We start from the raw sequence: 24,044 nt of genomic DNA, 5'->3' as shown, positions 1-24,044 counted from the left end.
TGGGCATGTGGATTCCCCTCCGTCATTCCCGTACGTTGTACGAGAATAGCGGATGCTTGGATGTCCTCCGCAACCCGCGGCGACCAGGAGAGGAACGAGAAGAAGATGACCCGTCGTGACGGGACCGGCGCCACAGGCGTCGATCCCCAGCAGCTCTGGCTGAGCACCGGCCGGCCCGGCAGGGGGCGAAAGCCCACGTTCAGCCGTGAGGCGATCACGGCAGCGGCCGTCGCCCTGGCGGATGCCGAGGGGCTGGAGGCGGTCACCATGCGCCGCGTCGCCTCCGAGGTCGGGGCCGGCGTCATGTCGCTCTACAGCTACGCCCCCGACAAGGAGACGCTGCTGGAGCTGATGGTCGACCACGTCAGTGGCGAACTCCCGGTGACGGATCCCCTCACCGGTGACTGGCGCACCGACCTGAAGGCCATCGGTCACCTCCAGCGCGCCCTCATGCTCCGGCATCCCTGGCTCCCCGCCGCGCTGTCCACCCGCCGCACACTCGGCCCCAATACGCTGGCGTTCCTGGAGCGCGCACTCGCCGCCCTGCGGCCCACCCGACTGGACGGCACCACGAAGCTGGAGATCTTCAGCCAGCTCACCGGCTTCGTCACCGGACACGTCGGCCACGAGATCGCTCAGTCCGCGGCCGCGGACCAGCCCGACCGGGCCGCCGCCGAAGCCCGCTACCTCGCCACCGTCGCCGCCGACGGCCACCACCCGGAGCTCGCCGAAGTCCTCTCCGCACCCGGGCGCTCCCTGACCCCCGATGCCACCTTCACCCGGTTCCTCGACCGCCTGATCGACGGCCTTGACGCCTCCGGATGATGTGGTCCAGCCGCCGCTTCCCCTCCACCATGAGGGGAGATCGTGCCGCTGCGCGGCGGGCCACCGGCCGACGGCGCGGAGGTGATCGGACTCCGATCGCCTCCGATCACGCCGGAGCGGACAGGGCAGCGAGGTAGCCGGACAGGGCTGCCGCTGTGCCGTCGAGGGGGAAGCGGGCGCCGAGCTGCCCGTCCGGGCGGACGACGAAGCCGGTCGGGCCGTCGGGGCGGTAGAGCCGGGCGAACTCACCGGCGGCGTCGCGGTATTCGGGGACGGTCAGGGTGCCGGGGGCGGCCGGCGCGGCTTCGCGGGCGAGTACGGCGACGGTCTGCGGGCCGGCCGCCGTGGCCGGGCGGTCGGGGGTCCCCGGGCCGCCGTCGGCCGTCAGCGACCCCCTGGTAGCCGCAACGGCGTCGGCGGCCCCGGCCAAGTCGGCAAGGTCTGCCGCGTACAGCAGCAGCACGTGGCCGGTGCGGTCCCGCAGGACGTCGAGCAGGCGCAGCGGGTACGCGGCCAGGGGCGTGGTCAGGCCGGAACAGTCAGGGGCCCGGTCGCCGGGCTGGGGCGCGTCCAACGGCCCGTACGGGCTGCCGACGAGCGGGCCGCCCCGGTAGCCGACGAGCAGTTGGGCCTCGCGGAGCATCAGGGTTCGAGGGTCGTCGGGGCCGGCCTCGATGCCTTGGGTCGCGTGACGGACGGTCCGGCCGACGACCTCTTCGCCGACCGGGCGGCGTTCGGCGTCGTAGCTGGTGAGCAGGGCGGGTCCGGCCTTCCCACGGACGACGAGGGCGATCTTCCAGGCCAGGTTGCAGGCGTCCTGGATGCCGGTGTTCATGCCTTGGGCGCCGGTGGGCGGGTGGATGTGGGCGGCGTCGCCCGCGACGAAGACACGTCCGTCGGCGTAGCGGTCGACGATGCGGTGACTGATGCGGAAGACGGAGGACCAGCGCATCCGGGAGAGGCGGGCGGGGCGGGGGGCCAGACGGTCGACGACGGCCTGGAGGTGGGACAGCTCCGGGGTGCGGTCGCCATCGAGGCCGTGTCCGACGCCGTCGCCCCGCGCGGGCCCCTTTCCGGTCGCCTGTGTGGAGAGCTCGGGCGGGACCAGCATCGACATGCGGTAGCGGCCCGTGCCGGGCAGCGGGATGCAGACCAGCAGGTCGTCGGTCGAGCCGTCGTCCGCGCGGTGGCTGGACCGTACGCCGTATCCGTGCGGCAGGTCCCAGTCGGCCTCGACGTCGCCCAGCATGTACTCCTCGGAGAAGGCCCCGCCCTCGAAGGCGAGGCCCAGGCCCTTGCGGACGACGCTGTGCGCGCCGTCGCAGCCGACCAGATAGCGGGCACGCAGCTCCTCCTCGTCGCCGGAGGCGGTGCGCAGCCGGGCGGTGACCCCGTCCCGGCCCTGGGTGAACGACAGCAGCTCGGTGCCGCGTTCGATGACCGTACCCAGACCGGCGACGTACTCCTCGAGGAGGCGCTCGGTCTCGTACTGCGGCAGCGCGGCGAATCCGTAGGGCACCTCGGGCGGCAGCTCGAGATCGATCCGCCCCTGCTCCCGGCCATTGACGTAGATCAGCTGTCCGCGTAGCGGTACGGCGGCCTCCAGGACGGTGCGGGCCAGGCCCATCCGGTCCCAGATCTCCAGGGTGCGTGGTTGGACGCCGACCGCCTTGGCGTACGGGAGGCGGGCCGGCAGCCGGTCGACGAGACGGCAGCGCACCCCGCACCGGCGGAGTTCGGCGGCCGTGCTCAATCCGACCGGACCGGCGCCCACGATCAGTACGTCAAGCGTTCGGGTGTGCGCCACGGGTGCCTCCCAGTGCCTGGCCCCCGAACCGGTCCCGTACTCATGGTCGCCCGGCAGGGCACGGGCGGCGAGCCGGGCTGTGGGACCCGCGCCCTCGGCCGGCCCCGGTGAGAGCGTGGGGCCGCTTGCCTCGCTGAGCGCAGCCGGGTGCATGCCGCGTGACGCCGACGAAACGGCCTACCGCTCGGAGACCGGCCGATAGGTGCACACGTTCACGCCCGTGCCGCTGGTGACCGTGGAGACCAGCTCGAGCGTGCGCAGCACACCGTCGTCAGGAAAGATGGTCTTTCCGCCGCCGAGGATCACCGGCTCGATCATGAGCCGGAGCTCGTCGACCAGGCCCTCGCGCAGGAGGGTGCGTACGAGCGTGGGGCTTCCCATGACCAACAGGTCGTCGCCGTCCCTCGCGTGCAGCTCCCGAACGCGGCCGACCGCCTCGTCGCCGGGGATGCGTGTGGTGTTGTCCCATGTCAGCTCGTCATCGCCCAGCGTCCCGGACACGACGTACTTCGCGATGGCGTTCATCCGGTCGGCGAACGGGTCACCGGCACGCTCGGGCCACGCCGCGGCCATCGTCTGCCACGTGCGGCGCCCGAACAGCAGCGCCCCGGCCTTGGTCAGCGCGTCGTCGAAGGTACCGCCCATCACCTCCGGATCGAAGAACGGGTGCGACCAACCGCCGTGGGCGAAGCCACCGTCGGTGTCCTCCTGGGGTCCGCCCGGCGCCTGCACGACGCCGTCCAAGCTCATGAACTCAGTGACAACGATGCGCACGGGACTCGCTCCTCATCCTCGTCCGGGGGTACGGCAATGGGGATCGTCGCGCCATCTCGAAAACATCGCGCCCACTCGGTCCCGCCACCGGCACTACCGGCCGATCCACCGTCAAGGCCCATTTCCGCATCAGACCCTAGCCGAGCGGCACGGCAGCGACGCGTATGACGTGACCGTGCGCGGTTCCCGGTGGAAGGCGCCACTGCCGGAGCACCTCAGGCGCGGCCCAGGGTGGCTAGCCCTCGTCGGATTCCCGCAGCGCCGCTGCGACCAGGCCTTGGATCTCCTCCCGGGGTACGCCCCCGCCACTCACCAGCCGGTCGAAGACCAGCCCGTCCACACATGCCAGCAGCGTGAGGGTGCGGCCCTCGGCGTCCGTTACGCCGTGTGTGCTCAGGAAGTCCCGCACCGAATCACGCGCTGCGTTCTCGCGTGGCACGAGAATCTCGCGCAGCTCCGGATGGTGCACGCTCTCGACGGCGCACGCATAGCGCGCGAGTGACCGCTGCCGCCCCTCTCCGGCGAGCCGCCGCTCGGCGAACACGGCGATGGAGTCCGTCAGCTCGTCGGCGTTCCGAGGCGCCGGTACCCCTTCCCCTGCCGTCTGGAGTTCTGCCTGGTCGCGTTCGACGAGGCGTCGGACCAAGGCGGTGAGCAGCGCGTGGCGGGTACGGAAGTACGCCGAGGTGGTGCCCGGCGGCATGTCTGCCGCCCGGTCCACGGCGCGGTGGGTCAGGCCTCGCATGCCGGTCTCGGCGAGCACGCCGATGGCCGCGTCGGCTAGGACGGTTCGTCGATCTCCGGTCACCACCCCTTTCTACACCTGTAGAGCCAGGGGAGTACTGTTCTTCTATATCTGTAGAAGAACAGGGCAAGGCGGAAGAGGGGGGCTCGGCATGGGCAGCAGTGCGGTGGTTGTCGGCGGAGGAATCGGTGGGTTGGCCGCTGCGATCGGTCTGCGTCTCATCGGCTGGGAGACGACGGTCATCGAACGTGCCCCCGTCCTCGACGACGCGGGCGCGGGCATCTCGCTGCACGCGAACGGCATCCGCGCCCTGGAGTCCCTCGGTGTCGGCGAGGCGGTGCGCGCGGCCGCGCGGCCCCAGTACACCGGTGGTACCCGCACCCCGGACGGCCGCCGGCTGGCGCGCATGGACGGAGCCGCGCTGGAGCGCGAGCTGGGCACCCCGATCCTCGGCATCCCCCGTGCCACGCTGCACCGGCTGCTGCGCGAGGCCCTGCCGCCCGAGTCCCTGGTCATCGGAGCCGAGGTGACGTCCGTCGACCTGTCCCGACCCCCGCGGGTGCGGACGACCTTCGGGGACAGCCCCTTGGACGCGGATCTGGTCGTGGCTGCCGACGGCATCGGCAGCCGGTTACGCACCCGGCTCTTCCCCGGCCACCCCGGCCCGTCCTACAGCGGGTCGACCGTACTGCGCGCCATCACTGAGCGTCCGGTCGACCTGCGCACCGACTTCGAACTGACCTGGGGGCCGGGGGCCGAGTTCGGCCATATCGCGTTCGCCGACGGCCGGGCCGAGTGGCACGCGGTACTCAACGCACCCGCCGGTGTGCGCTATCCGGACCCTCTCGCCGAGGTGCGCCGCCGGTTCGGTGACTGGCACGCCCCCATCCCCGCTCTGCTGGCAGCCTCCCGGCCCGAAGCCGTCCTGCACCATGACGTGAACGAGCTGGTCACCCCGCTGCCTTCCTACGCCGTAGGCCGTGTCGCCCTCCTCGGCGACGCGGCCCACGCCATGACGCCGAACCTCGGGCAAGGCGCCTGCCAGGCTTTGGAGGACGCGGCGACGCTGGCCGCCGCACTCTCCACCGAGCCCACCGTCGAGTCGGCGCTGACCCGCTATGACGCGGCGCGCCGCCCCCGCGCCCAGTCGGTCGCCCGGGCAGCCCGCCAGGCCGGCCGCATGGGTCAGCAGTTGTCACATCCGATGGCGATCGCCCTGCGCAACACGGCGCTCCGCATGGCACCGTCCCGCGCCACCGTTCGCACGATCCTCCGGCATGCCGATTGGACGCCCCCGCGATGGGACTGACGAGCCGGATCAGGAGGCCGTGAGCGCTCTTGCGCGGCGGCGGAGGTGGAGGTGGTGGCCGGTCCTGGCACGGGTCGCACCAACGAGCAGCCTGCGATACCGCGAAGGCACGGGCCCACGCCGCGGTCGGCACCTCGCGCCCGTACGCGTCGCGTCACAGGACGCGCATGTTCTCGTCCTCCTGGGCGTTCTGCATCGCGTCCACCAGTCCGGCAACAAGCGTCGCCCGCTCGGCCATGGCGTCGACCACCAGATACTCGTGGTCGGCGTGGGCACCGCCACCGACTGCGCCGAGGCCATCGAGTGTCGGCACCCCCAGTGCGGCCGTGAAGTTGCCGTCGCTGCCGCCGCCGACTGCCTTGCCCTCCAGGCCGGGAAGCAGCCGCTTTGCCACCGCAAAGAGACCGGCCGATGCCGACTCAGGCATGGGGGGCCGGCTGACGGCTCCCCGAACCGCGATCTTCGCCTCATCGAGATGCGGAGCCAGTGCTGCGAACGCGGACTCGATTCGCTCCTTCTCGCCGGCCGACTCGACCCGGACGTCGACGATGACGGTCGCCTCCGCGGGAACGACGTTGTCCAGCGTTCCGGCGGACGCGACGGTCGGGGTCACCGTCGTGCCGATACCGGGTCGACCGAGCGCTGCGATGTCCAGTACCTGGTGTGATGCCTCGATCAGGGCGTTGACCCCGGCCGCGGGCTCAAGGCCTGCGTGCGACGCCCGGCCCGCGATGGAGACGTGGAACGTGCCGCAGCCTTTACGCCCGGTCTTCAGGGCTCCACCGTCAGCGGCGCCCTCCACCACGAGTACAGCGCCGCAGGCAATGGCGCGTTCTTCGATGAGAGCTCGAGAGGAGCGGGACCCCACCTCTTCGTCGGCGGTCACCAGGATCTCGACGCCCGACCGGTCTTCGAGCGTCGCCAGGCCATGAACCGCCTGTACCAAACCGCCGAGCATGTCGAAGACCCCGGGGCCGGTCGCATGCCCGTCTTCGACCATGAACGGGCGGCGTTCAAGGGTGCCGAGAGGGAACACCGTGTCATGGTGACCGAGGATCAGTACCTTCGGGTCACCACCGGCTGCCCAGTGGACGTGCGGCCCGGCTTCGCTCTCGACGAGGACGGCCTGCCCGCCGAGGCGGCTCTCGATGACAGCCGCGACAGCTTGGGCCGATGCCGTCAAGGCGTCGGGATTGCGCGATGGGGACTCGATCTCGACGAGTGTCCTGAGGTCCTCGATCATCGCGTCAACACTCACGTCGACGGCCTTGCGCATCGTCATGTTTGCAAGGGTACTTGGTGCGCCGTGACGAAAACATCGTCCGACGACTGCCGGCTCGGGGCACCACAGCCGACTGCGGTCCATCGCGTCGGTGGCCGCCCGGAGGTTCGCGCGGGCCGCGTCCCGTGACCGGGAAGTGCTCTTGCCACCGGCCGAGGGGCCGAGGAGCCTGGTGGGCGGCCGCCCCCGCCACGCGCTGGCTCCGCGTGGATCCCCGCAAGCCGTGCGGTATCCCTGCCCGGGAAAGGCCTACCGGGACCCGGTCCGACCGACCTCAAGGAGGCCCCTGTGACACGTGCGTTCGCCGGTGTCCGCGTCCTTGATCTGACGCATGTCCTGGCCGGTCCGTTCGCCGCTTACCAGCTGGCGGTCCTCGGCGCGGACGTGATCAAGATCGAGCCGCCGGACCGGCCCGACTTCGTCCGGGAACGTGGACCCGACGCCGCACTCAACGGGCAGCTGCGCGGAGTCAACTACCAGGTCCAGGGCGGTAACAAACGCGCGATGACGCTCGACCTCAGGACGGCCGGCGGCCGCGAGATCTTCAGATCCCTGGCGGGAACAGCGGACGTCGTCATCGAGAACTACCGCACCGGCGCCCTGGACCGGCTCGGTGTGGGGTACGAGGAGCTGTCTGCGGCCAATCCCGGGCTCGTGTACTGCTCGATGACCGGATACGGACAGAGCGGCCCCCGAGCCGAGGTCAACGCCTACGACAACGTGATCCAGGCAGCCTCCGGCGTCATCGCGCGATGCGGCGGCCACAAGCCCAACCTGGCCTTCATCGACTACGCGAGCGGCTACAACGCCGCGTTCGCGGTAGCGGCAGCCCTGTACGCCCGCACCCGCGACGGTCGCGGGCAAAGGATCGACTGCGCCATGTTCGACACAGCCCTGATGCTGATGGCCCCCGAAGTGTCGGCGCTGCTCCACCCCGTCGACCGGGAGCCTGTCGAGGAGAGCGGTCTGGGCGCGTACGAGACGTCCGACGGCGTGTTCGTCCTGGGAACACCGACGCCGGACCAGAACAGACGACTCTGGTCGGCGCTTGCGGCGGAGGGACACCCGCATCCTCATTTCGAGGGGCTGAACACCTTGGAAGAGCTCCGGTCCACGAGCGGAGCGATGCGAGAGGCGCTGCGCCGCATCTTCCTCACGCGCAGCGCGGTCCGGTGGGAGGAGTGGATCCACGGCCACGGACTTCCGGGCGAACGGGTACGGACCGTCGCGGAGGCGCTGGGCGAAGAACAGCTGAAACACCGGCCGTTCCTGCACTCGGCACAAGACGGTGACCCGGTGGTACCGGTCGCCGCCTTCGGCTATGCCCACGACGGACCGAGCCGGGACCGGCCGGCTCCCGGATTCGGTGAGCACACGGTCGAGATCCTGGAGGAAATGGGACTCACCACGGCGGACATTGCCCGCCTGCGTTCTGAGGGCGCTGTTTGAGCAGCCTTGACCGCGGCTGGGCCCCTCCTGCCGGGAGGGGCCCAGCACGCGTTCAGCCCGGGGACGCGGCCCGACCGGCCTTCACGGTGAGGTGAGTGGTTCGGCCTGGTAGGCCCAGTGAAGCAACTCCAAGAAGGACGGTGCCTCAGGAATGGGCACAGAGCCGATCCGGTGTACCGCCACACCCGGCGTCCACGAGTTCATGACCACAGCCCCGGCCAAGGCCGGCAGGTCGGTGAGCGTGACTTCCTGGACGCGTTGGGGGACACCGAGACGATCCAGCTGCCGGCGGACGATGCCCATCGTCGTCCCGCCCAGCATGTCGGCGTCGGGCCACACCACCGCGGCACCGTCCCAGAAAGCCAGATTCCATATCGAGCCCTCGCTGAGCCGACCCCGACGGTCGACGAAGGCGGCGTCGTCGAAGCCTTGTCCTACGGCCTGGCGGAGGAAATACGTCTTGGCCACTTCGCCGACGTGCTTCATGGCCGGGAGCACCCGTTCGTACTCGACCGTCGCGAGCGTCAGCGGGCCCTCCGGGCCGGACGCGGCCGGTCCGGTGCGGACCAGCATCTTGGGCTCCGTATCGGCCTCGCCCGCGGTGAACTCGCCTGTCGGCGAGTACACCGTGGCTGTCAGCGAGAGGTCGGCCGGACCGGCCTCCAGAGCGGCACGCAGACAGGACCGCACCCGATCGTCGGGCAATGCCCGACCGAACAACTCCACCGAGGCCGACCGCAGCCGCTCCAGATGGAGATCGAGACCGCGGACCAGGCCCCCACGCACCTGCATGGCAGTGAAGTGGGCGTAGCCCGCGAAGGCGAGCGGCGCCAACTGCTCGGCGGTCGCCGCCCGACCGTTGCGTTGAACAACAAACGCGGAATGTTCGCTCATGGGGCGACGTTAAGGCTTCACACCAATGAGAAGGTCAACCTCAGATGAGGCGGGGTTTCATGCTGATCGGGGAGTTGTCCCGGCGAACCGGGGTCAGGGCTCGGATGCTGCGCTACTACGAAGCGCAGGGACTGCTCGAAGCCAGGCGTGGTCCGAACGGATACCGCGACTACGACGAGGACTCGGTGGTCACCGTGCGGCAGGTTCGCGCCCTGTTGAACGCGGGTCTGACCACCGAGGTGATTCGTTCGGTGCTGCCGTGCGCCCGGGGCGAGCGGCCGGAGCTCGACATGTGCGTGGACCTTCGAGCCATCCTGGGCCGGGAGCTGGCGGCCACGGACGAACGTATCGACGACCTCCGACGCAGCCGCAGCACCCTCGCCGGCTACCTGACGTAGTACAGAGCCGCCGCCCGCGATTCGTGGCGCCGCGCGACACGACCGGGTCCCCCGGCGCCGGGGGACTCTGGGTGCGCCCCCCTGAACGAGTCGCCGAGGAACGTGCCCCGAGGCGATCGTTGCGGCAGCGGGGCTGTGCTACTTGCCACCGGCCTCCGCGAGAGTGTGGGCGACGAGGGCGTTGGCGTGGCCGTGCCCCAGGCCGTGCTCGGACTTGAGCCAGCTGACCAGCTCCATGTGCTTGGTCAGGGGCGAAGTGCGGATGAGATTCTTCCACTCGGCTATCGGCCTGCCGTACTTCTTCTCGATCGACGGGAAGTAGCTGGCGGGACCCTTCACGGTTTCAGTCATGGCCGTACTCTGCCACCCGCCACTGACAACGCGGGATCACGGGAATGCCGCCCGCCAAAGCGGAATGCGTGCCCTGTGAAGGCCTCGGAGCCCCTGGTCCGGCGCTGAGGGCCGATGGCCCGCTTGTCTTGCCGGGCGGCCGCCCGCCCCGACGCTGATCCTCCTTCAGGTACCCGGGCGTGCAAGGGGGAAGCGGAGGTGGTGCAGGATGACTTCTCGCGCTGGATCACCGCACGGCCCGGCGCGATGTCGAACCGTCGGGACAGGCAGGGAATACAAGGTGACCAATCATCACTCCGGGATCACGGCAGCGCGCGACGCCGTCGCTCCGCTCCACGGTACGGAGGGCGCACGCCGATGAACCGGACTCTGACACTGCACGACGTCATCGCCGCAGGCATCGCGGTGGCCGCCGGCCTGGCCATGGCCCTCGTACTGCGGGTCATCCTGCGCTGGCTCGGTGAACGGGCCCGCAGGACCCGGTGGAGCGGGGACGACCTCATTGTCGATGTGCTGCGCACGCTGGTCCCGTGGTCCGCGGTGGCAGCCGGCGTGGCGGCGGCAGCAGCGGCCCTCCCGCTGACCCGGCAGGTCGGACACATCGTCAGCCAGACACTGACGACCCTCATCATGCTGACCGCGACGCTCACCGCCGCCCGGGTGATCAGTGGGCTGGTGCGGTCCGTGGCCCAGTCCAGATCCGGCGTGGCCGGATCGGCCACGATATTCGTCAACATCACGCGCATCGTGGTGCTGGCGATGGGCTTCCTCATCGTCCTGGAAACCCTCGGTGTATCCATCGCCCCCCTGCTCACCGCCCTCGGTGTGGGCGGTCTGGCGATCGCCCTCGCGCTGCGGGACACGCTGGCCAACCTCTTCGCGGGTGTGCACATCCTTGTCTCGAAGACGGTTCAGCCCGGCGACTACATCCGGCTCAGCAGTGGCGAGGAGGGCTACGTCCGCGACATCAACTGGCGCAACACGGTGGTGGAGGAGCTCTCGAACAACCTGGTCATCATCCCGAACGCCCAGCTCGCCGGCACGAACATGACCAACTTCAGCCGGCCCGAACAGCAGCTGACCGTCACGGTGCAGGTGGGCGTCGGCTACGACAGCGACCTGGAACACGTCGAACGGATCACCAACGAGGTCGTCGAGAGCGTGATGAAGGACATCACCGGTGCCGTACCCGACCACGAGGCGGCCGTCCGGTTCCACACCTTCGGGGACTCCCGCATCGGCTTCACCGTAGTCCTCGGGGTCGGCGAGTACAGCGACAAGTACCGCATCAAGCACGAGTTCATCAAGCGCCTGCACCAGCGGTACCGCACCGAGGGCATTCGGATCCCCGCTCCGGCACGAACGGTCTCCCTGGAGCAGAGCGCCGAGGCCGTGATCCCGCACCCCCGCTCGTCTCTTGACGCCGCATCGGACCGACTCGGTACCACGGCCTGACATCCGCTACGGAAACGCGATTCGCGCAACTTTGCGGAGAAACTCGCACCTTCTCTCAGATTTCTGCCTTGATCATTTCCCATTCGTCTCCCACTCCCACCTGATGAGTAGGACGTAGGACCGGGCCCGGCTCGCCACTTGGGAGGTGGGACGCGATCCGGGCCCGGCGATTTGCCCAACGAGAGCGGCGGGCAGGGATGCCGCAGGAACAGATCCCCGATCAGGGTGTCCGCTCGAGGCTCTCGACGGGGGTAGATGGTCGCCTGTCTCCCCTACAGGGGTGCGGCGGCGGACGGGCGGCTACCCAGGGGTGGGCGACAGTTCTCGTCGGCAGAGTCTCCGGGCTGGCGCCACTGAGCGAGTCGCAGGCGCACGCCCTGGGCTTGGCGGTTGACACGCTGGCGTACCGGTTGGTCCGCACTCGGCTGGATGTGTCGCGAATGCCTCTGGAGACTGCTGATCTGATCCTCCCCCTGGACCTATGGCTCCTGCGCTTCAACGTGTGACCTGAGCCCTCAGTCTCAACATGCATCAGCACGCGGCAGAGGTGGGTGAAGCATCAACCGCCTGCTCGCCTACTCTGCCACGGCTTCGGCGTGTGTAGTAGGCATATGCACGAGCCGATCGAGCCCGTGAACTAAACGATCACAACTCGCTGACCTGGGAAGGCCTGGCTCCAGGAGTGTCAGGCCGGTGCCGCTCGGCTGAGTGTTGCCGTCCGAGGAGTCGTCTGCAGTCGCGGGCGAGCTGGGTGACGTGGGAGATGTCGGCTAGGGCGCCGTGGCCGAGCCCACGTTGGGCCTGGGCGGCGATGCGGTCGAGAACGGCCCGCTCCCGGTCCCATTCGAGGCTGCCGACCCATAGTCGGCCGATCCGGGCCCTGGCAACAGGGAGCAGGTCCGCGATGTGGCCAAGGAGAAGCGTCTCCAGCTTGGCCAGCTCGTCCAGCTCGAGGGGGCTGGATCTGATGGCCAGGGCGCGGTCGAGGGTTCGCTGAATGGCGGCGGTGTCGACTGCGTGGTGGCTCATAGGGGTGGCTGACTGGCTGCGGTGAGCGCGGACCTCAGGTCGTCGGGGTCGGTGAGCTTCCACCGGTACCCGGGCGGGGTGAGCCAGTACGGTCCGGGAGGCTCGCTCCGCGAGGCTGGCGGGAGCGGCAGGTAGGAGTCCTCGCCCAGGGCGTGGGTGTCGGGGAAATCCCAGCGACCTGCGGTGCCCGGTGGGACGAGGACGTACATGCGGCGCTCGCCGGGCTCGACGATGACGGTGCCGAGGGCGTCGCCGAGGTGGGCGGCGGCTGCGAGGCCGAGGTAGCGGGGCATGCGGATGGCGTCCCAGTCCGTCCCAACTGCGGTAATGGTGGTCATCGCGGTCCTGTCGTCGTGGGGCTGATGGTGCGACGACTGTAGGGGCGATGCGCCGGTGGGACCCGGTCTGTCAGGCCGGGTTGTCGGGGAGTCCGGGTGCTTCGTCGAGTCCGATGCGGTCGATGAGGACCTCGACCTGTCGGCGGTAGGTGGGGCGGACGCGACGTCGTAGATCGGTCAGCATCTGGCGGGCGAGGGGGCTGCGTGCGACGTCTTCGGGAGCGAGTTGTTCGAGGTCGAGGAGGTGGACGAGGACGGCGGCGTCTTCTCTTCGCAGGTCGTAGCAGCGTGCGATGTCGAGCAGGAACGTGAACTGCCGCTCGAGGGAGGGAAGGCAGGAGATGTCGACGCGGTCCGCACAGCGGAGCCCTTCGACCGCCTCGCCAGCGAGCATTTCGATGCTCAGGGCGTGGAGATCTACGTTGGTGGGCCCGAATACGGTCCAGCCGACGTTGCCCTCGCCGGCCGCTTTGGCTTTGGGCAGAGCTTTGCGTTCGAGGCGGGTGCGGGCGGCCCACCAGTTGCGGCGGCGTGCGTGGGCCGTGACAGCGACTAGTTCGACGGCTCCGGCCATGGCGTGCTCGTCCGGGGTTTTCGGGGTTTGGATCTGCTCGGCGGCGAGGGTGGCGACTTGCTCGGCGCCTTCGGATTCGTTTTGGGCGAGGAGGACGTGGCCGAGGTTCCATTGGGCTCCGGCGATTCGGAGTGGGTCGTCGGCGTCCTCAGCGGCGCGGAGGGCGCGGTCGGCGACGAGGAGGGAGAGGTCGATGCGTCCGGTGCGGCGGCAATAGGAGCGGAGGAGGCCGTAGAGGTCGGCTGCTGTCCGGAGGGTTTCGCGGCGGGCTACCGGGTCGGTGCCAGCCCGGTAGCTGCGGACGGCGTGCTCGACGTCGGTCAGGAGGTCGGGGAGGATGCGGGCGGACTCGGTGAACCGGTTTTGGGACGTCTGCCAGGTGCGCCAGGCGGCTTCGACTCGTTCGCGGAGGATCGCAGGTGGGGGAAAGGCCGGTGCATGGGAGGCGGCGCGGTAGCCCATGAGGACGCGGGCGACGTCGGGGGCCGTGTGCTGGGGGGGCGGGCTCGTCGGTCGGTGCCTGGTGGTCGAGGAGGGCTGAGACGGGGACGCCGATTTCCCGGGCTAGGGCTACGAGAACGTCTAGGGACGGTGCTTTGCGGCCTCGTTCGATTTGGCCGAGGTAGTCCTCGGTGATGCCGCAGAGGCCGGCGATGGCCGCTTGGGATCGGCTGCCGTTGCGTCTGCGCCAGTAGCGGATGCGTGCGCCGACGGGGAGTTCGCTGGTCATTGGTGCTCCATGAACTGGGTGTGCCCGCAATGGGGTTCACCGTAGCGGCGTCTGGTGGCTGAGAGTGGTTTCGCCAGCTCGTTCGTGTGACAGCCTGTCCCTGGCGGCGGACCCTGGGGAGGAGTCGGATGCGGCGGATCGTGCTGTGGGACATCGACCACACGCTGGTCGATACGCGCGGTGTGGGCAGGGAGCTGTCCGGGTTGGCGTTCGAGCGGGTGACGGGCCGGCGGATGGAGCGGCAGGCGCGGATCGATGGGATCACGGAGCCGGTGATTTTCCGGGAGACCGCGAAGCTCCACGGCCTGGAGACGGGCCGCGGTGATTTCGAGCGGTTTGCTGAGGCGCTGGCGGAGGCGCATGTGCAGCGGGCGGCTGAGCTTCGGGAGCGGGGCCACGCCTTGCCCGGTGCTGCGGCAGCTCTGGACGCCCTGGCGGAGGTGGACGGCGTAGAGCAGACCGTGGTGTCCGGTAACGTCCGCGCCGTGTCGGAGATCAAGTTGCAGACGTTCGGGCTCGACCGGCATATCCGGTGGGAGATGGGCGCCTACGGGGAGGACGCGGACGAGCGGCCCGAGCTGGTCCGCATCGCCCTGGAGCGCGCTGGCCTTGCCGCGGCGGAGGCGGTGCTGCTCGACGATACCCCGGCGGGCGTCGAGGCGGGCCTCGCCAACAGGGTTCGGGTGATCGGCGTGGCGACGGGCCGCAGCAGCGAGGCCGAACTGAGTGCGGCCGGCGCAAACGTCGTCCTCCCCGATCTCACGGACACGGACCTGCTGGTACGGCTGACCCAGGGATCGTGAGGCCGCTGTCAGTACCTCGTCGTACCCTCGGCCTTATGGCCCCAACTCCCCCTCCTGCAGGCGCGGTGTGCCCGGATGCTGCGACGGTGAACGCCGCGATCCGGGCGTTCCTGCACGCCCGCCGGGGGCGGGTGCTGACCGCGGCGGAGCGTCGGCGGTACCAGGAGCTGCGGGCAGAGTGGGTGGCGACGGTACGACGGGACCGGCACGGCCAGGCGGCCTAGGCGGTGTCCGACGGATACGGCGACCGGGGGCGGTGCGCTGCACTTTCACGGCACGGAAACCGTTGCCGCCCTGCGTCCCCGGAGGCGGGTCAGGAGACGTGCGCCGCAGGCGGCGGCGAGGGGGGCGAGGAACCACATGACGTAGGCGTAGGGGAGGAGCCAGGCGAGGGCGGCGCTGAGAGCGAACCAGAGGCCGACGGACCAGGACGCGCCGGCGTGGTGGCGGATGGCGGCCGGGTCGTCGGTGGCCAGACCGGCAGCGACGGAAAGCTCTTTGAGGGTCGCCTCGCAGCAGACCATGGCGGCCATCGTGCCGGCGAACAGGGTCTGCGCCATCGGATTGGTGATCGAGGCGCCCATGACCGCCGTCGGGAACGGCAGGAAGGCGACCAGGAGCAGGAACGGCGCGTGCCAGAACGCGAACGCCCTGGACAGTCGGCGGACGCGGTCCATCAGCTGGTGGTGGCGGCGCCATACCGACCAGAGAAGAACGAACGCCAGCGCGAACGCGAGGTAGGAGCCCCACTGGTCGACCAGGAATTCCCACAGTGCGCCACCGGAGTGGATCTGCTTGTCGTCCGGGTGCTCCAGTTCCACCGCCAGCAGCGTCATCGCGATCGCGAAGATCGCATCGGTGAAGAAGGCTAGCCTCTCAGGTGAGAGCCCGGGTTCGGGCCGCGCATCGGTGCTCATGAGTACTCCCTGTCATCGGGACCTTCGACGTGATCAGGGAGGGCCCCGGAACGGTGCGCGCCTTTCCACGCCGAAGGTTTTCGTGAACGCATCGGGTCCGCGTGCGGGCCGTTCGCCGACTTCGTGGCGGGTCCCACCGCTGCCTGAGACGGAACGGCACCGTCTCGCCTTACCCAGCGCACAAGGAGGACAACCGGAACACGCAGAAAAGGGGTCAAAGAGGTATAGGGGGCAAGGGAGTACGGTCGCCACCGAGCGCCCGGCCCCTCCCAGGAAGGGCGCGAGACCCGCCGGACACCGCCTAGCGATCACAAGCAGGCGCCCTCATGAACGAGCCTCCTCAAGTCGCGGCGCGTCCTGCACGCCAACCCTCGGCCGATGGCCGGCCTTAAGCTCGGGCACGTACTTGTACAGCGTGGTGCGGGAGATGCCGAGCAGCTTCGCGATTGAGCTGATCGACGCTTCGGGTTTGGCGAGCATGGAACGGGCGTGCAGGATCTGCTCCTCGGTCATGGCTGGCGGTCGACCGATGCGCTCGCCGCGGGCCCGTGCAGCGGCCAGCCCCTCGTGGGTGCCCTGGACGATGAGTTCGCGGATGAACTCGGCGAGGGCGGCGAAGACGTGGAAGACGAGCCGGCCGCCGGGGGTGGTGGTGTCGAGGGCTTCGTGCAGGGAGCGGAAGCCGATGCCTCGTTTGCGGAGTCCGGCGACGATGGAGATCAGGTCTTGGATGGAGCGGCCGAGGCGGTCGAGGGAGGGCACGGTAATGGTGTCGCCGGGCCGGGCGTACTCGAGGGCCTTCCATAGTTCTTCGCGCTCGGCGTTTTTGCCGGACTTCTTGTCAGCGAAGATCTTCGCGCAGCCGCATGCGGTGAGCGCGGCGATCTGCCGGTCGAGGTTTTGGCCTTTGGTGGAGACGCGGGCGTAGCCGACATCGACGACCGCCGGCCACTCGCCCCGGTACGGGCAGAAGCAGGAGTTGTCGAGGAACGACCCGGTCAGGGAGCACAGTCGCTTAGGCGTAGCCGTACTGGAAGGCGTGGTCCGGGTCCTTGGAGAAGGGCCCTCCGTGTACGACCGCGTGCAGCGCCTCGTACGCGGTGGGGGCGCCGTTGTCGATCGAGTGCTGGAACCATTCGTCGTCACGGGCCAGGTCGTCCCCGAAGTTGTCGCGGATCGTCCGGAGCAGCTGGTCATCGCCGGATCCGACCAGGGCGCGCGTCGCGGTCAGGTCGAGGAGGTGAAGGCTCAGTGAGGAACTCATGCGATCGAACCTAGCCGTGGCCACTGACAACGCGGCGAACGGGCCCGCGGTGAACCTCGACGGCCGTGTCGGAGGGGGCACGGCGGTGACCGGGGGAGGGGGTCACGTGATGGTGGTGTCCCCGAAGGAGACGAGGAGCCGGCGCAGCATGCCCGCGAGTTCTTCGCATTCCGCGCGTTCGAAGAGCTCCAGCATGTCGGCCTCGTGCGCGAGATGGTCGGTCATGTAGGCGTGGGTGATCTCATGTCCCCGCTCGGTGAGCCTGATCTTCACCGAGCGCCGGTCCGTGGTGTCCCGCACCCGTTCGACCAGTCCCTTGGCCTCCATGCGATCGATGCGGTTGGTGATGGCGCCCGAGGTCACCATGGAGGCCTTGCGGAAGGCGCCGGCGGTCAGCTCGTACGGAGGGCCCGACCGCTGCAGTGTGGTGAGGACGTCGAACTCGCCGAGCTCCAGGTCGCGTTCCGCGGCGAACTTCCGGAACTTCTTCTCCAGTGCCGAGCCGAGCCGCTGCAGCCGGCCGAACACCTCCACCGGCCACAGGTCGTCGGCCAGTTCGGGGCGCTCGGCGACCCACTGCTCGATGATCTCGTCCACTGCGTCGCCGCTCATCGCTCTCCCTCAAGCCGGTCCGGTGTCGTATCGCACGTCGCACCGGCGATGATATCTCAACGTTGAAACACTTGACGTTGAGCGATCGCGATGTTTTTATCTCAACGTTGAAATTATCAACCTTGAGCAAACGGAGCCCGCCATGTCCATACACCCCCTCGCCCTCGACGCCGCCGCCCAGCGCCTGCTCTTCCGCGAGGCCCGCACCGCGAATGCCTTCTCCGCCGAGCCGGTGACGGACGAACAGATCCAGGCGATCTACGACCTGGTCAAGTACGGTCCCACCGCCTTCAACCAGAGCCCGCTGCGCGTCACTCTGGTCCGCTCGCCCGAAGCCCGCGAACGTCTGCTGAAGCACATGGCCGAGGGCAACCGGGCCAAGACCGCCGCCGCCCCGCTGGTCGCGGTCCTGTCCGCGGACAACGAGTTCCACGAGGAGCTCCCGCAGCTGGTTCCTCACTACCCGCAGGTCAAGGACGACTTCTTCGGCGAGCGCCCGGTCCGCGAGCAGTCCGCGCTCCTCAACGCCACCCTGCAGGCGGCGTACTTCATCATCGGCATCCGCGCCGCCGGCCTCGGTGCGGGCCCCATGACCGGCTTCGACTCCGACGGCCTCCAGAAGGAACTCCTGGACGACGACCACACCCCGCTGATGGTGATCAATATCGGCAAGCCCGGCGAGAACCCCTGGTTCCCGCGCTCCCCGCGCCTGGCCTACGACCAGGCCGTCACCACCGTCTGACGTCCGCCGTCACCCCCCTTTCCTCAGGAGTTCCCATGTCCGACCAGTTGGTGGCCGAGCCCGCCTCCGCCTCTCCCCTCATCGGCAAGGTGTCGTCCGGGCGAGTGCCGGCCCTCTGGCTGGCCCTGCTCGCGGCGCCCATGGCCATGGGCGCCAACGCACCCGTGCTGATCCTGCCCACCATGGCCCGCTCCCTCGGAGTCCCCACAGCCACCGCGACCTGGCTCGTCACCGTCTTCGCCTGGGCGATGACCATCGGAACCCCGCTGTGCGCGGGGCTGATCAGACAGCGTGGGCTGCGACCGGCCCTCCTCGCGGGCGGGGTGGCCGTCGCCGTCGGGACCACCCTCGTCACGACCGCACCCTGGCTGCCCCTCGCCCTCACCGGGCGCGCCGTCCAGGCCATCGGAGGCGCGGGCCTCGTGGCCGTGGCCATGAACCTCACCGGCTCCACCCGGCGCATGGGCGTCATCACCGCGGGATTCGGGATACTGGGCGCCTCGGGGCCGCTGCTCGGTTCGGTTCTCGCGAGCGCGGTGTCCTGGCGCCTGGCCCTCGCGCTGTCCGCCGTCTCGCTCCTCGCGATCCCCGCAGTCTGGCGCCACACACATCGGACCCCACCCGCCACCACCTCCTTCGACGCCACGGGAGCCGGTCTCGTGGTGGCTCTGGCGTCGGCACTCGTGCTCATCCCCACCGCGCCGCTCGCCGCCGCACTCGCCGCCCTGGTCGTCGCCGTCCCCCTCGCGGTCCACGCGAGGCGCCGACCGGACGGATTCGTCCCCGCCGTCCTCCTGCGCTCACCCGCCTTCATCGGGTCCGCGCTCCTTGCCTGTGCGTTCTCGACCTCGTACTTCGCCCTCCTCTTCAGCATTCCGCGGCTGATCGCGCAGCGCACACCGTGGAGCACGGACGCCATCGGCACCGGCCAGCTCATCGCCCTGCTCATCGGTTCGGCCCTGTCCTGGCTCCTCTCCGCGACCTCCGGGCGCCTGGCACACCGCACCGTCCTCACCACCCTGATCACCCTCGGCGCCCTCGCCCCCCTCACCGCGACCTTCGCCACCTGGGGACCACTGCTCCTCCTCACTGCCACAGCAGCCGTCCTCGTCTCCACCGGCAGCAACGCCGTTCTGTCCATCCGTGCCACCAAGGACGCGCCCGACCACCAACGCCCCACGGCAATCGGTCTGTTCGTGCTCTGCTACCAACTGGGCGGAGCCCTGGGCCCCGCGCTCGCGGCCCTGCTGGTCCTGAAGTGAGAACCGCGGCCTGGCACCCCGCGGGCCAGGTGGCCAAGCAGACGACATGACTTTTCCGGACGAAGTGCTTCCGTACGCGGTGGCACTGCGCTGTTCGCGCCGGTGACGTGGTGCGACACGGCAGGCTCAATGGTGGCGTGGACACGATTCCAGCCCGCCGCGACCGGGCTTCCCAGAGCCAGATCGACGCGTGTGCAGAGCTGAGCGCCGACACCGCCGCCGAGATCGAGGAGGCGTTCACGGACCTGTACATCGCCCCGTCCGCCTGTACGGCGACTGCGCCTGTGGCGATCTGCTTGCCGGAAGGGGCCGAATGCCTACCCGGTATCGACGTCTGTTGCTCGGGATTCTGCTTCACCGCCGCGGGTGAGACCAGGGCACACTGCCACGGGTGACCGGCACGGGAGGAACGGCTGTGACGGTTCAGCTGAGTCCTGACGCCCGGCTGGTGGAAGTCGACGGTGGCGCGATATTGCTGCACTGCGTCGTTCCCGCGGCAGCCTGGGTATCTCCTGCCGCGCTGAACTGGGCACGAGGCGTCCCCGTCCCGCCTGAGCACGCGGCCGACTATGCGCGGTGTCTGGAGTCATGGCGGTCGGCAGGCCTCGTAAGGGGCCCGCATCTTCAGGGTGAGCCGGCTCCCGCGGAGGAACCCGCGGAACGGGAGTGGGCGGGACACCCCGCCGGTGTGAGCGCCTCTCACCCGGTCCTGGTGGTGGCGTCGTCTCCCGACTGCGGCTACTGCCGGCAATTGCAGACGGATCTGGCCGCCAACCGGCAAACTCTCACCCACCGAGGGGCGTCGGTGCTCGTCGTGGGCGAGGGCAGTCCCACGGTGTGGGGTGCCGCACTGGAACCAGCCCAGGTCGAAGAGCTGACCGTGACCTACGCGAATCCGGGGCGGCTGGGCACCCCTTCGGCGGTGCGGCTGTCACCCGGCGGCGCCCACCGGGTCGTGCGCGGATTCGAAGCGGTGACCGCGGCCTTGGTCGAGCTCTGCGGTTCGCAACCGGGTCGGGTGGTCTGTGAAGTGCCGACATCCTGCTCGGTCGGAGTGAACGGCACGCCCGTGGACGCGTTGGTCATCGCGCAGGCCGATGGGAGGGCAGTGGGGATCGCCGCGCGCGGAGAGGGGGCTGTACGGGTGGCCACTCTCGCGGCGAGTGGCACCGGAACGAACGCCGTACGGGGATACGTACCGGTCACCCTGCTCGTGGAACGTCCGCGAAATCTGTGGCTCGTGTTCCGCGGTGGTGAGCTGGTGGCCCGCTCCCGCAGCGCGAACGAGACCCTGGATACGCTGAGACGGATCGTCGCCGGATTCGAGCCGCCCGGAGCGCAACAGGTGCGGCTGATGTGCGGGGCACTCGTGCAGGGCGAGGGAGGGCGAGCTCTGCTCTTTCCCAGAAACTGGATGTCGTATCTGGTGGAACGCAACTCTTCCCTGGCGCGAGCCGGTTGGCGACTCTGCCCTGACCCTTTCGCCCGCCTGGAGCCCGGCCCGGACGGCGCGCCCTTGCTCAGCCACCCGTCACGGGCGTCCGGGTCGCCGCAGCGCACGCCCGTGGTGGGAGTGCTGGCACCACGGCCGACAGTCCCGATGCCGGGGCGGCCCATCCGGGCAAGGCTGCTGACCCAGATCGTCAACTGGGTCGTCCGGCCCGTATCGCCCGAGCACGTCAGGGCTGTCTGCGCGTCGGTCGCCGACCTGCCCGTACACCTGGGCACTCAGGAGGAAGCACTCGCCTTCCTCACCCACCCTCCGGCGGCCGCATGGTGACGGCACTCGCCTGGCCGGCGCCCGTCGGGTCGTGGACCGACCGTTGCCACCAGCAGGAGGGGCCGGGACGTTCGCCGACCCGTCACCCGCCGAGCGGTCCGTCCGACGACGGGGCGGCACGGCGGAAGTGCTCAACGGTGAAGTCGGCGAAGCGCCGGGCGGCGGCGGACAGGTAGACGTCCTTGTGCCGTACGAGTGTGAGCACCCGATGGCAGCCGGGGGCCTGCAACCGGATCCAGGCGACGCCTTCGTGGGGGCGGGAGTCACGGGCCATGGCGGGGAGCAGGGCGATCCCCAGGCCCGCGGCGACCAGGTCCATGATCGCGCCCGGTTCGTTGCCCTCACAGATGATCGTGGGCCGAGCCCCGGCCTGGGCGAACAACTGGTCGGTGAGTGCGCGCTGCCAGTGTCCCCGGCTCGGCGTGACGAACGGCTCGCCGTCCAGTGCGGCCACGTCCACCCCCTGCCGGTCGGCCAGCCGGTGTCCGCTCGGCACGGCGAGCAGCACGTCCTCCCGCAACAGTTCCACCGACGCCAGCGCGGGCCCTGTGAGTGGCTGGGAGGCGAGGCAGAGGTCCACGTCACGGGTGCGGAGCCGGCGTGCCATCGAATCGGGAGGCGATTGGTGCAGCCGGACGTCCACGTCGGGGTGGGTCGCCCGGAAGCGCGAGAGGAGCTCGGTGAGGGTCAGCAGGGTCTCGGCGGCCACCGTCACGCTGCCGCCCTCGGCACCGGCCGCGTCCGCGAGCTCGCGGCGCCCGTCCTCGAGCTCGCCCAAGGCCCGGTCCACGCGGCGCAGGAACGCGGCGCCGTGCTGGTTGAGCCGGATCCGGCGACCTCGGCGGTCGAAGAGCGGTACCCCCAATTCTGATTCCAGGCGAGCGATGGTCCGGCTCACCGAGGGCTGGGCCACGCGCAATTCGTCGGCAGCCCTGCTGATGTGCTCGTGGCGCGCGACGACCTGGAAGCAGCGCAGCGACAGCAGATCCATCCGCGCTTCCCCCTTCATAACCCCAGAAACATCCTTACATGCCTGAACTGGTCTTGGACCTCCTGCACCATGCGCTCCTAGCCTCCGAATACGCCGGAGTCCCGGCTTCACTCCCCACCGAAGGAGGCACGGCCCCATGGCCGACAACCCGCACCAGCCGTACGAGTGTTACGTCGAGGACATCCTCGGCGTCCTCTCGCTCCGCCCCGAGCGGCCCGCGCTGATCACGGAGGAGGGCCGTACGGTCCTGGCCGGGGAAGTGCGCGACAGCGTCCACCAGATGGCGGCGGAGCTGGCGGAACGCGGCATCGGCCGCGGCAGCACCGTCTCCTTCCTCACAGGCAACCAGCCCGAGGCGCTCGTCGCGCGGTACGCGGCGAACCTGCTCGGCGCCCGCGTCGTCTTCCTCAACGAGGGCATGAGCCCGGGAGGACAGGCGGAGGTCGTGAACAGCGTCGGGACGGCGATGCTCCTCGTCGCTCCCACCGCGCGGACGGCCGCCGAGGCACTCCTCGCCGAGGCCCGGGTCCCCGCCGTGTTCACTCTCGGCCCCGCCTCCTTCGGTGTGGACCTGTCGGCTCATGCGGCAGCCCGCGCGCCCCACCCCGTGGTGGGTGCCGCACTCGCCGGGGACGACTGGTGCATTCGGTACACCGGGGGCACCACCGGGATTCCCAAAGGCATCCGGATGGCGCACGGCCCCTACCGGCAGATGCTGACCCAACGCGCCCGGAGCGTCCCGTCCGGCGCACGGCCCCGCTTCCTCGCCTGCACCCCGCTCGCGCACATGGCCGGGATCCTCGCCGATGTCGCGCTGCTCGCCGGGGGCACCGTGGTGCTGCGGCACGCCTTCGACCCGCACGACGTGCTCGCCACCGTCCAGCAGGAACGCATCACCGACATGTGGCTGCTGCCTCCCTTGCTGTACACGCTCCTGGACCACCCGGAACTGGCTACGACCGAGGTGTCCAGCCTCCAACGGATCATCTACGGCGGGACCGCCGTGTCGGCGCAGCGGATGCGACAGGCAGCCGACGCGTTCGGCCCCGTGCTGTACGGCTCGTACGGCCAGACCGAGGCGGGAAGCATCACCGAGGTACTGCCGCAGGAGCACGCGATGACGGGCCGGTCCGGCCAGGCCACGGCCGGGCGCGCCTGCCCCGGCGTCGACATCGAGATACGCGACGAGGGCGGAGCCGTGCTGGCTCCCGGGGACACCGGGGAGATCCACGTCCGTACCCCCATGATGATGAGCGGCTACTGGCGGCAGCCCGAGCTGACCGCCGAGGTACTGCGCGACGGCTGGGTCCGGACGGGCGACCTCGGCTACCTCGATGCCGAGGGGTATCTCTATCTCGTCGACCGGCTCAAGGACGTGGTCGTCGTGGTGGGCGGCCACGTCTATCCGACGGAGCTGGAACAGTTGCTGCTCACCCACCCCGCCGTCGCGCAGTGCACGGCGTTCGGGGTGCGCCGCGCGGACCAGAGCGAGGAGGTCCACGTCGCGATCGTCCCCGCGGCGGGGCGCGGTGCGGGGCGTGAGCTGGTACGGGAGTTCGTCAGGGAGCGCATGGGGACGATGTACGTGCCGAGCGCCGTTCACATCGTGGACCGCATCCCCCTCACTGCCGCCGGCAAGCCCGACAAGAAGCTGCTCCGGGCGACCCTGGGCACGAAGTAGGAGTTCGGAGGAGTACCGGTGGCCCCGGGTGG

The 24,044-nt window shown here is 69.9% G+C and carries 26 protein-coding genes and 1 pseudogene; 12 read left to right on the top strand and 15 right to left on the bottom strand.

What is annotated here, in order from left to right:
• Window positions 1-105 precede the first annotated feature (105 nt).
• Window positions 106-825, top strand: a complete 720-nt coding sequence (locus FHS38_RS20170; protein ID WP_184735655.1) for a TetR/AcrR family transcriptional regulator C-terminal domain-containing protein — start codon at window positions 106-108, stop codon at window positions 823-825.
• 106 nt (window positions 826-931) lie between these two features.
• On the opposite strand, the gene FHS38_RS20165 is transcribed toward FHS38_RS20170, so the two are convergent.
• The 3 genes from FHS38_RS20165 to FHS38_RS20155 all read right to left on the bottom strand — a co-directional run bounded on the left by FHS38_RS20165 (window position 932) and on the right by FHS38_RS20155 (window position 4,214).
• A complete protein-coding gene (locus tag FHS38_RS20165) occupies window positions 932-2,632 on the bottom strand; it encodes an FAD-dependent monooxygenase (RefSeq protein WP_229822640.1) in 1,701 nt (566 codons plus the stop codon).
• Between the two features lie 177 nt (window positions 2,633-2,809).
• Window positions 2,810-3,406 (bottom strand): dihydrofolate reductase family protein, encoded by a 597-nt coding sequence (locus FHS38_RS20160; RefSeq protein WP_184735315.1) that lies wholly within the window; start codon window positions 3,404-3,406, stop codon window positions 2,810-2,812.
• A gap of 235 nt (window positions 3,407-3,641) precedes the next feature.
• Window positions 3,642-4,214 (bottom strand): TetR/AcrR family transcriptional regulator, encoded by a 573-nt coding sequence (locus FHS38_RS20155; protein WP_184735314.1) that lies wholly within the window; start codon window positions 4,212-4,214, stop codon window positions 3,642-3,644.
• A gap of 88 nt (window positions 4,215-4,302) precedes the next feature.
• Here FHS38_RS20155 and FHS38_RS20150 point away from each other — a divergent pair, with 88 nt between their 5' ends.
• Window positions 4,303-5,460 (top strand): FAD-dependent monooxygenase, encoded by a 1,158-nt coding sequence (locus FHS38_RS20150; RefSeq protein ID WP_184735313.1) that lies wholly within the window; start codon window positions 4,303-4,305, stop codon window positions 5,458-5,460.
• A 154-nt stretch (window positions 5,461-5,614) separates the two neighbouring features.
• Here the strand turns inward: FHS38_RS20150 and FHS38_RS20145 are convergent, their stop codons facing one another.
• Complete coding sequence (locus tag FHS38_RS20145) at window positions 5,615-6,742, bottom strand: M20 family metallopeptidase (RefSeq protein ID WP_184735312.1); 1,128 nt, start codon at window positions 6,740-6,742, stop codon at window positions 5,615-5,617.
• Between the two features lie 288 nt (window positions 6,743-7,030).
• On the opposite strand from FHS38_RS20145, the gene FHS38_RS20140 reads away from it, so the two are divergent.
• Window positions 7,031-8,191, top strand: a complete 1,161-nt coding sequence (locus FHS38_RS20140; protein WP_184735311.1) for a CaiB/BaiF CoA transferase family protein — start codon at window positions 7,031-7,033, stop codon at window positions 8,189-8,191.
• Window positions 8,192-8,272: 81 nt separating this feature from the next.
• On the opposite strand, the gene FHS38_RS20135 is transcribed toward FHS38_RS20140, so the two are convergent.
• Window positions 8,273-9,085 (bottom strand): aminotransferase class IV family protein, encoded by an 813-nt coding sequence (locus FHS38_RS20135; RefSeq protein WP_184735310.1) that lies wholly within the window; start codon window positions 9,083-9,085, stop codon window positions 8,273-8,275.
• A gap of 59 nt (window positions 9,086-9,144) precedes the next feature.
• Between FHS38_RS20135 and FHS38_RS20130 the strand changes: the two genes are divergently transcribed.
• Window positions 9,145-9,483 carry a MerR family transcriptional regulator gene (locus FHS38_RS20130; protein WP_184735654.1) on the top strand — a complete coding sequence of 113 codons (339 nt, stop codon included), beginning with the start codon at window positions 9,145-9,147 and terminating at the stop codon, window positions 9,481-9,483.
• A 138-nt stretch (window positions 9,484-9,621) separates the two neighbouring features.
• On the opposite strand, the gene FHS38_RS20125 is transcribed toward FHS38_RS20130, so the two are convergent.
• Window positions 9,622-9,834 (bottom strand): DUF4287 domain-containing protein, encoded by a 213-nt coding sequence (locus tag FHS38_RS20125; RefSeq protein WP_184735309.1) that lies wholly within the window; start codon window positions 9,832-9,834, stop codon window positions 9,622-9,624.
• Between the two features lie 357 nt (window positions 9,835-10,191).
• Here FHS38_RS20125 and FHS38_RS20120 point away from each other — a divergent pair, with 357 nt between their 5' ends.
• Window positions 10,192-11,289: a mechanosensitive ion channel family protein gene (locus tag FHS38_RS20120; protein WP_184735308.1), complete on the top strand. Its 1,098-nt coding sequence runs from the start codon at window positions 10,192-10,194 to the stop codon at window positions 11,287-11,289.
• A gap of 645 nt (window positions 11,290-11,934) precedes the next feature.
• Here the strand turns inward: FHS38_RS20120 and FHS38_RS20115 are convergent.
• The 4 genes and pseudogenes from FHS38_RS20115 to FHS38_RS35510 all read right to left on the bottom strand — a co-directional run.
• Window positions 11,935-12,318, bottom strand: coding sequence for a DUF6415 family natural product biosynthesis protein (locus FHS38_RS20115; protein ID WP_184735307.1), 384 nt, complete (start codon window positions 12,316-12,318; stop codon window positions 11,935-11,937).
• Window positions 12,315-12,656: a hypothetical protein gene (locus tag FHS38_RS20110; protein ID WP_184735306.1), complete on the bottom strand. Its 342-nt coding sequence runs from the start codon at window positions 12,654-12,656 to the stop codon at window positions 12,315-12,317. The genes FHS38_RS20115 and FHS38_RS20110 overlap by 4 nt, the downstream gene beginning before the upstream one ends.
• Before the next feature lie 70 nt (window positions 12,657-12,726).
• Entirely contained in the window at window positions 12,727-13,692 is a 966-nt protein-coding gene (locus FHS38_RS20105) for a transcriptional regulator (protein ID WP_229822641.1), read from the bottom strand.
• A 136-nt stretch (window positions 13,693-13,828) separates the two neighbouring features.
• Window positions 13,829-13,960: pseudogene (locus FHS38_RS35510) on the bottom strand (helix-turn-helix domain-containing protein); the annotation flags it as partial.
• A gap of 128 nt (window positions 13,961-14,088) precedes the next feature.
• On the opposite strand from FHS38_RS35510, the gene FHS38_RS20100 reads away from it, so the two are divergent.
• Both FHS38_RS20100 and FHS38_RS20095 read left to right on the top strand, forming a co-directional pair.
• Window positions 14,089-14,763, top strand: coding sequence for an HAD family hydrolase (locus tag FHS38_RS20100; RefSeq protein ID WP_184735305.1), 675 nt, complete (start codon window positions 14,089-14,091; stop codon window positions 14,761-14,763).
• Window positions 14,764-14,849: 86 nt separating this feature from the next.
• The gene (locus tag FHS38_RS20095) at window positions 14,850-14,987 is read left to right on the top strand and encodes a hypothetical protein (RefSeq protein ID WP_229822642.1); all 138 of its coding nucleotides are present in this window, start codon (window positions 14,850-14,852) and stop codon (window positions 14,985-14,987) included.
• A 45-nt stretch (window positions 14,988-15,032) separates the two neighbouring features.
• Here the strand turns inward: FHS38_RS20095 and FHS38_RS20090 are convergent, their stop codons facing one another.
• From FHS38_RS20090 to FHS38_RS20075, 4 genes are all read right to left on the bottom strand, one after another.
• Window positions 15,033-15,680 carry a TMEM175 family protein gene (locus FHS38_RS20090; protein WP_184735302.1) on the bottom strand — a complete coding sequence of 216 codons (648 nt, stop codon included), beginning with the start codon at window positions 15,678-15,680 and terminating at the stop codon, window positions 15,033-15,035.
• A 324-nt stretch (window positions 15,681-16,004) separates the two neighbouring features.
• Complete coding sequence (locus tag FHS38_RS20085) at window positions 16,005-16,565, bottom strand: recombinase family protein (RefSeq protein ID WP_311775279.1); 561 nt, start codon at window positions 16,563-16,565, stop codon at window positions 16,005-16,007.
• Between the two features lie 130 nt (window positions 16,566-16,695).
• Entirely contained in the window at window positions 16,696-16,944 is a 249-nt protein-coding gene (locus FHS38_RS20080; protein ID WP_184735301.1) for a DUF7691 family protein, read from the bottom strand.
• 102 nt (window positions 16,945-17,046) lie between these two features.
• Window positions 17,047-17,556, bottom strand: a complete 510-nt coding sequence (locus tag FHS38_RS20075; RefSeq protein WP_184735299.1) for a MarR family winged helix-turn-helix transcriptional regulator — start codon at window positions 17,554-17,556, stop codon at window positions 17,047-17,049.
• Window positions 17,557-17,698: 142 nt separating this feature from the next.
• Here FHS38_RS20075 and FHS38_RS20070 point away from each other — a divergent pair, with 142 nt between their 5' ends.
• The 4 genes from FHS38_RS20070 (at window position 17,699) to FHS38_RS20055 (ending at window position 21,340) form a co-directional block, all read left to right on the top strand.
• Entirely contained in the window at window positions 17,699-18,298 is a 600-nt protein-coding gene (locus FHS38_RS20070; RefSeq protein ID WP_184735297.1) for a malonic semialdehyde reductase, read from the top strand.
• Window positions 18,299-18,333: 35 nt separating this feature from the next.
• Window positions 18,334-19,560, top strand: a complete 1,227-nt coding sequence (locus tag FHS38_RS20065; RefSeq protein WP_184735295.1) for an MFS transporter — start codon at window positions 18,334-18,336, stop codon at window positions 19,558-19,560.
• Window positions 19,561-19,697: 137 nt separating this feature from the next.
• Window positions 19,698-19,955, top strand: a complete 258-nt coding sequence (locus tag FHS38_RS20060; RefSeq protein WP_184735293.1) for a hypothetical protein — start codon at window positions 19,698-19,700, stop codon at window positions 19,953-19,955.
• 410 nt (window positions 19,956-20,365) lie between these two features.
• The gene (locus FHS38_RS20055; protein ID WP_189222355.1) at window positions 20,366-21,340 is read left to right on the top strand and encodes a hypothetical protein; all 975 of its coding nucleotides are present in this window, start codon (window positions 20,366-20,368) and stop codon (window positions 21,338-21,340) included.
• A gap of 82 nt (window positions 21,341-21,422) precedes the next feature.
• Here FHS38_RS20055 and FHS38_RS20050 read toward each other — a convergent pair whose 3' ends face one another.
• Window positions 21,423-22,331: a LysR family transcriptional regulator gene (locus FHS38_RS20050; protein WP_184735650.1), complete on the bottom strand. Its 909-nt coding sequence runs from the start codon at window positions 22,329-22,331 to the stop codon at window positions 21,423-21,425.
• A gap of 136 nt (window positions 22,332-22,467) precedes the next feature.
• Here FHS38_RS20050 and FHS38_RS20045 point away from each other — a divergent pair, with 136 nt between their 5' ends.
• Window positions 22,468-24,012 (top strand): AMP-binding protein, encoded by a 1,545-nt coding sequence (locus FHS38_RS20045; protein ID WP_184735289.1) that lies wholly within the window; start codon window positions 22,468-22,470, stop codon window positions 24,010-24,012.
• Window positions 24,013-24,044 lie beyond the last annotated feature (32 nt).

It is taken from the genome of Streptomyces netropsis (genome assembly GCF_014203545.1).
GTDB lineage: Bacteria > Actinomycetota > Actinomycetes > Streptomycetales > Streptomycetaceae > Streptomyces > Streptomyces netropsis.
Note: the sequence above shows the minus strand (reverse complement) of the source record. Positions and strands in the feature narration are given on the sequence as shown.

Excerpts from the sequence above, each read along its gene's own strand:
- FHS38_RS20150 (WP_184735313.1), top strand. The coding sequence starts at position 4,303 with ATGGGCAGCAGTGCGGTGGTTGTCGGCGGAGGAATCGGTGGGTTGGCC.
- FHS38_RS20070 (WP_184735297.1), top strand. The coding sequence starts at position 17,699 with ATGTCCATACACCCCCTCGCCCTCGACGCCGCCGCCCAGCGCCTGCTC.
- FHS38_RS20115 (WP_184735307.1), bottom strand. The coding sequence starts at position 12,318 with ATGAGCCACCACGCAGTCGACACCGCCGCCATTCAGCGAACCCTCGAC.
- FHS38_RS20145 (WP_184735312.1), bottom strand. The coding sequence starts at position 6,742 with ATGACGATGCGCAAGGCCGTCGACGTGAGTGTTGACGCGATGATCGAG.
- FHS38_RS20090 (WP_184735302.1), bottom strand. The coding sequence starts at position 15,680 with ATGAGCACCGATGCGCGGCCCGAACCCGGGCTCTCACCTGAGAGGCTA.
- FHS38_RS20105 (WP_229822641.1), bottom strand. The coding sequence starts at position 13,692 with ATGGGCTACCGCGCCGCCTCCCATGCACCGGCCTTTCCCCCACCTGCG.
- FHS38_RS20080 (WP_184735301.1), bottom strand. The coding sequence starts at position 16,944 with ATGAGTTCCTCACTGAGCCTTCACCTCCTCGACCTGACCGCGACGCGC.
- FHS38_RS20120 (WP_184735308.1), top strand. The coding sequence starts at position 10,192 with ATGAACCGGACTCTGACACTGCACGACGTCATCGCCGCAGGCATCGCG.
- FHS38_RS20100 (WP_184735305.1), top strand. The coding sequence starts at position 14,089 with ATGCGGCGGATCGTGCTGTGGGACATCGACCACACGCTGGTCGATACG.
- FHS38_RS20050 (WP_184735650.1), bottom strand. The coding sequence starts at position 22,331 with ATGGATCTGCTGTCGCTGCGCTGCTTCCAGGTCGTCGCGCGCCACGAG.
- FHS38_RS20065 (WP_184735295.1), top strand. The coding sequence starts at position 18,334 with ATGTCCGACCAGTTGGTGGCCGAGCCCGCCTCCGCCTCTCCCCTCATC.
- FHS38_RS20130 (WP_184735654.1), top strand. The coding sequence starts at position 9,145 with ATGCTGATCGGGGAGTTGTCCCGGCGAACCGGGGTCAGGGCTCGGATG.
- FHS38_RS20135 (WP_184735310.1), bottom strand. The coding sequence starts at position 9,085 with ATGAGCGAACATTCCGCGTTTGTTGTTCAACGCAACGGTCGGGCGGCG.
- FHS38_RS20125 (WP_184735309.1), bottom strand. The coding sequence starts at position 9,834 with ATGACTGAAACCGTGAAGGGTCCCGCCAGCTACTTCCCGTCGATCGAG.
- FHS38_RS20170 (WP_184735655.1), top strand. The coding sequence starts at position 106 with ATGACCCGTCGTGACGGGACCGGCGCCACAGGCGTCGATCCCCAGCAG.
- FHS38_RS20110 (WP_184735306.1), bottom strand. The coding sequence starts at position 12,656 with ATGACCACCATTACCGCAGTTGGGACGGACTGGGACGCCATCCGCATG.
- FHS38_RS20075 (WP_184735299.1), bottom strand. The coding sequence starts at position 17,556 with ATGAGCGGCGACGCAGTGGACGAGATCATCGAGCAGTGGGTCGCCGAG.
- FHS38_RS20045 (WP_184735289.1), top strand. The coding sequence starts at position 22,468 with ATGGCCGACAACCCGCACCAGCCGTACGAGTGTTACGTCGAGGACATC.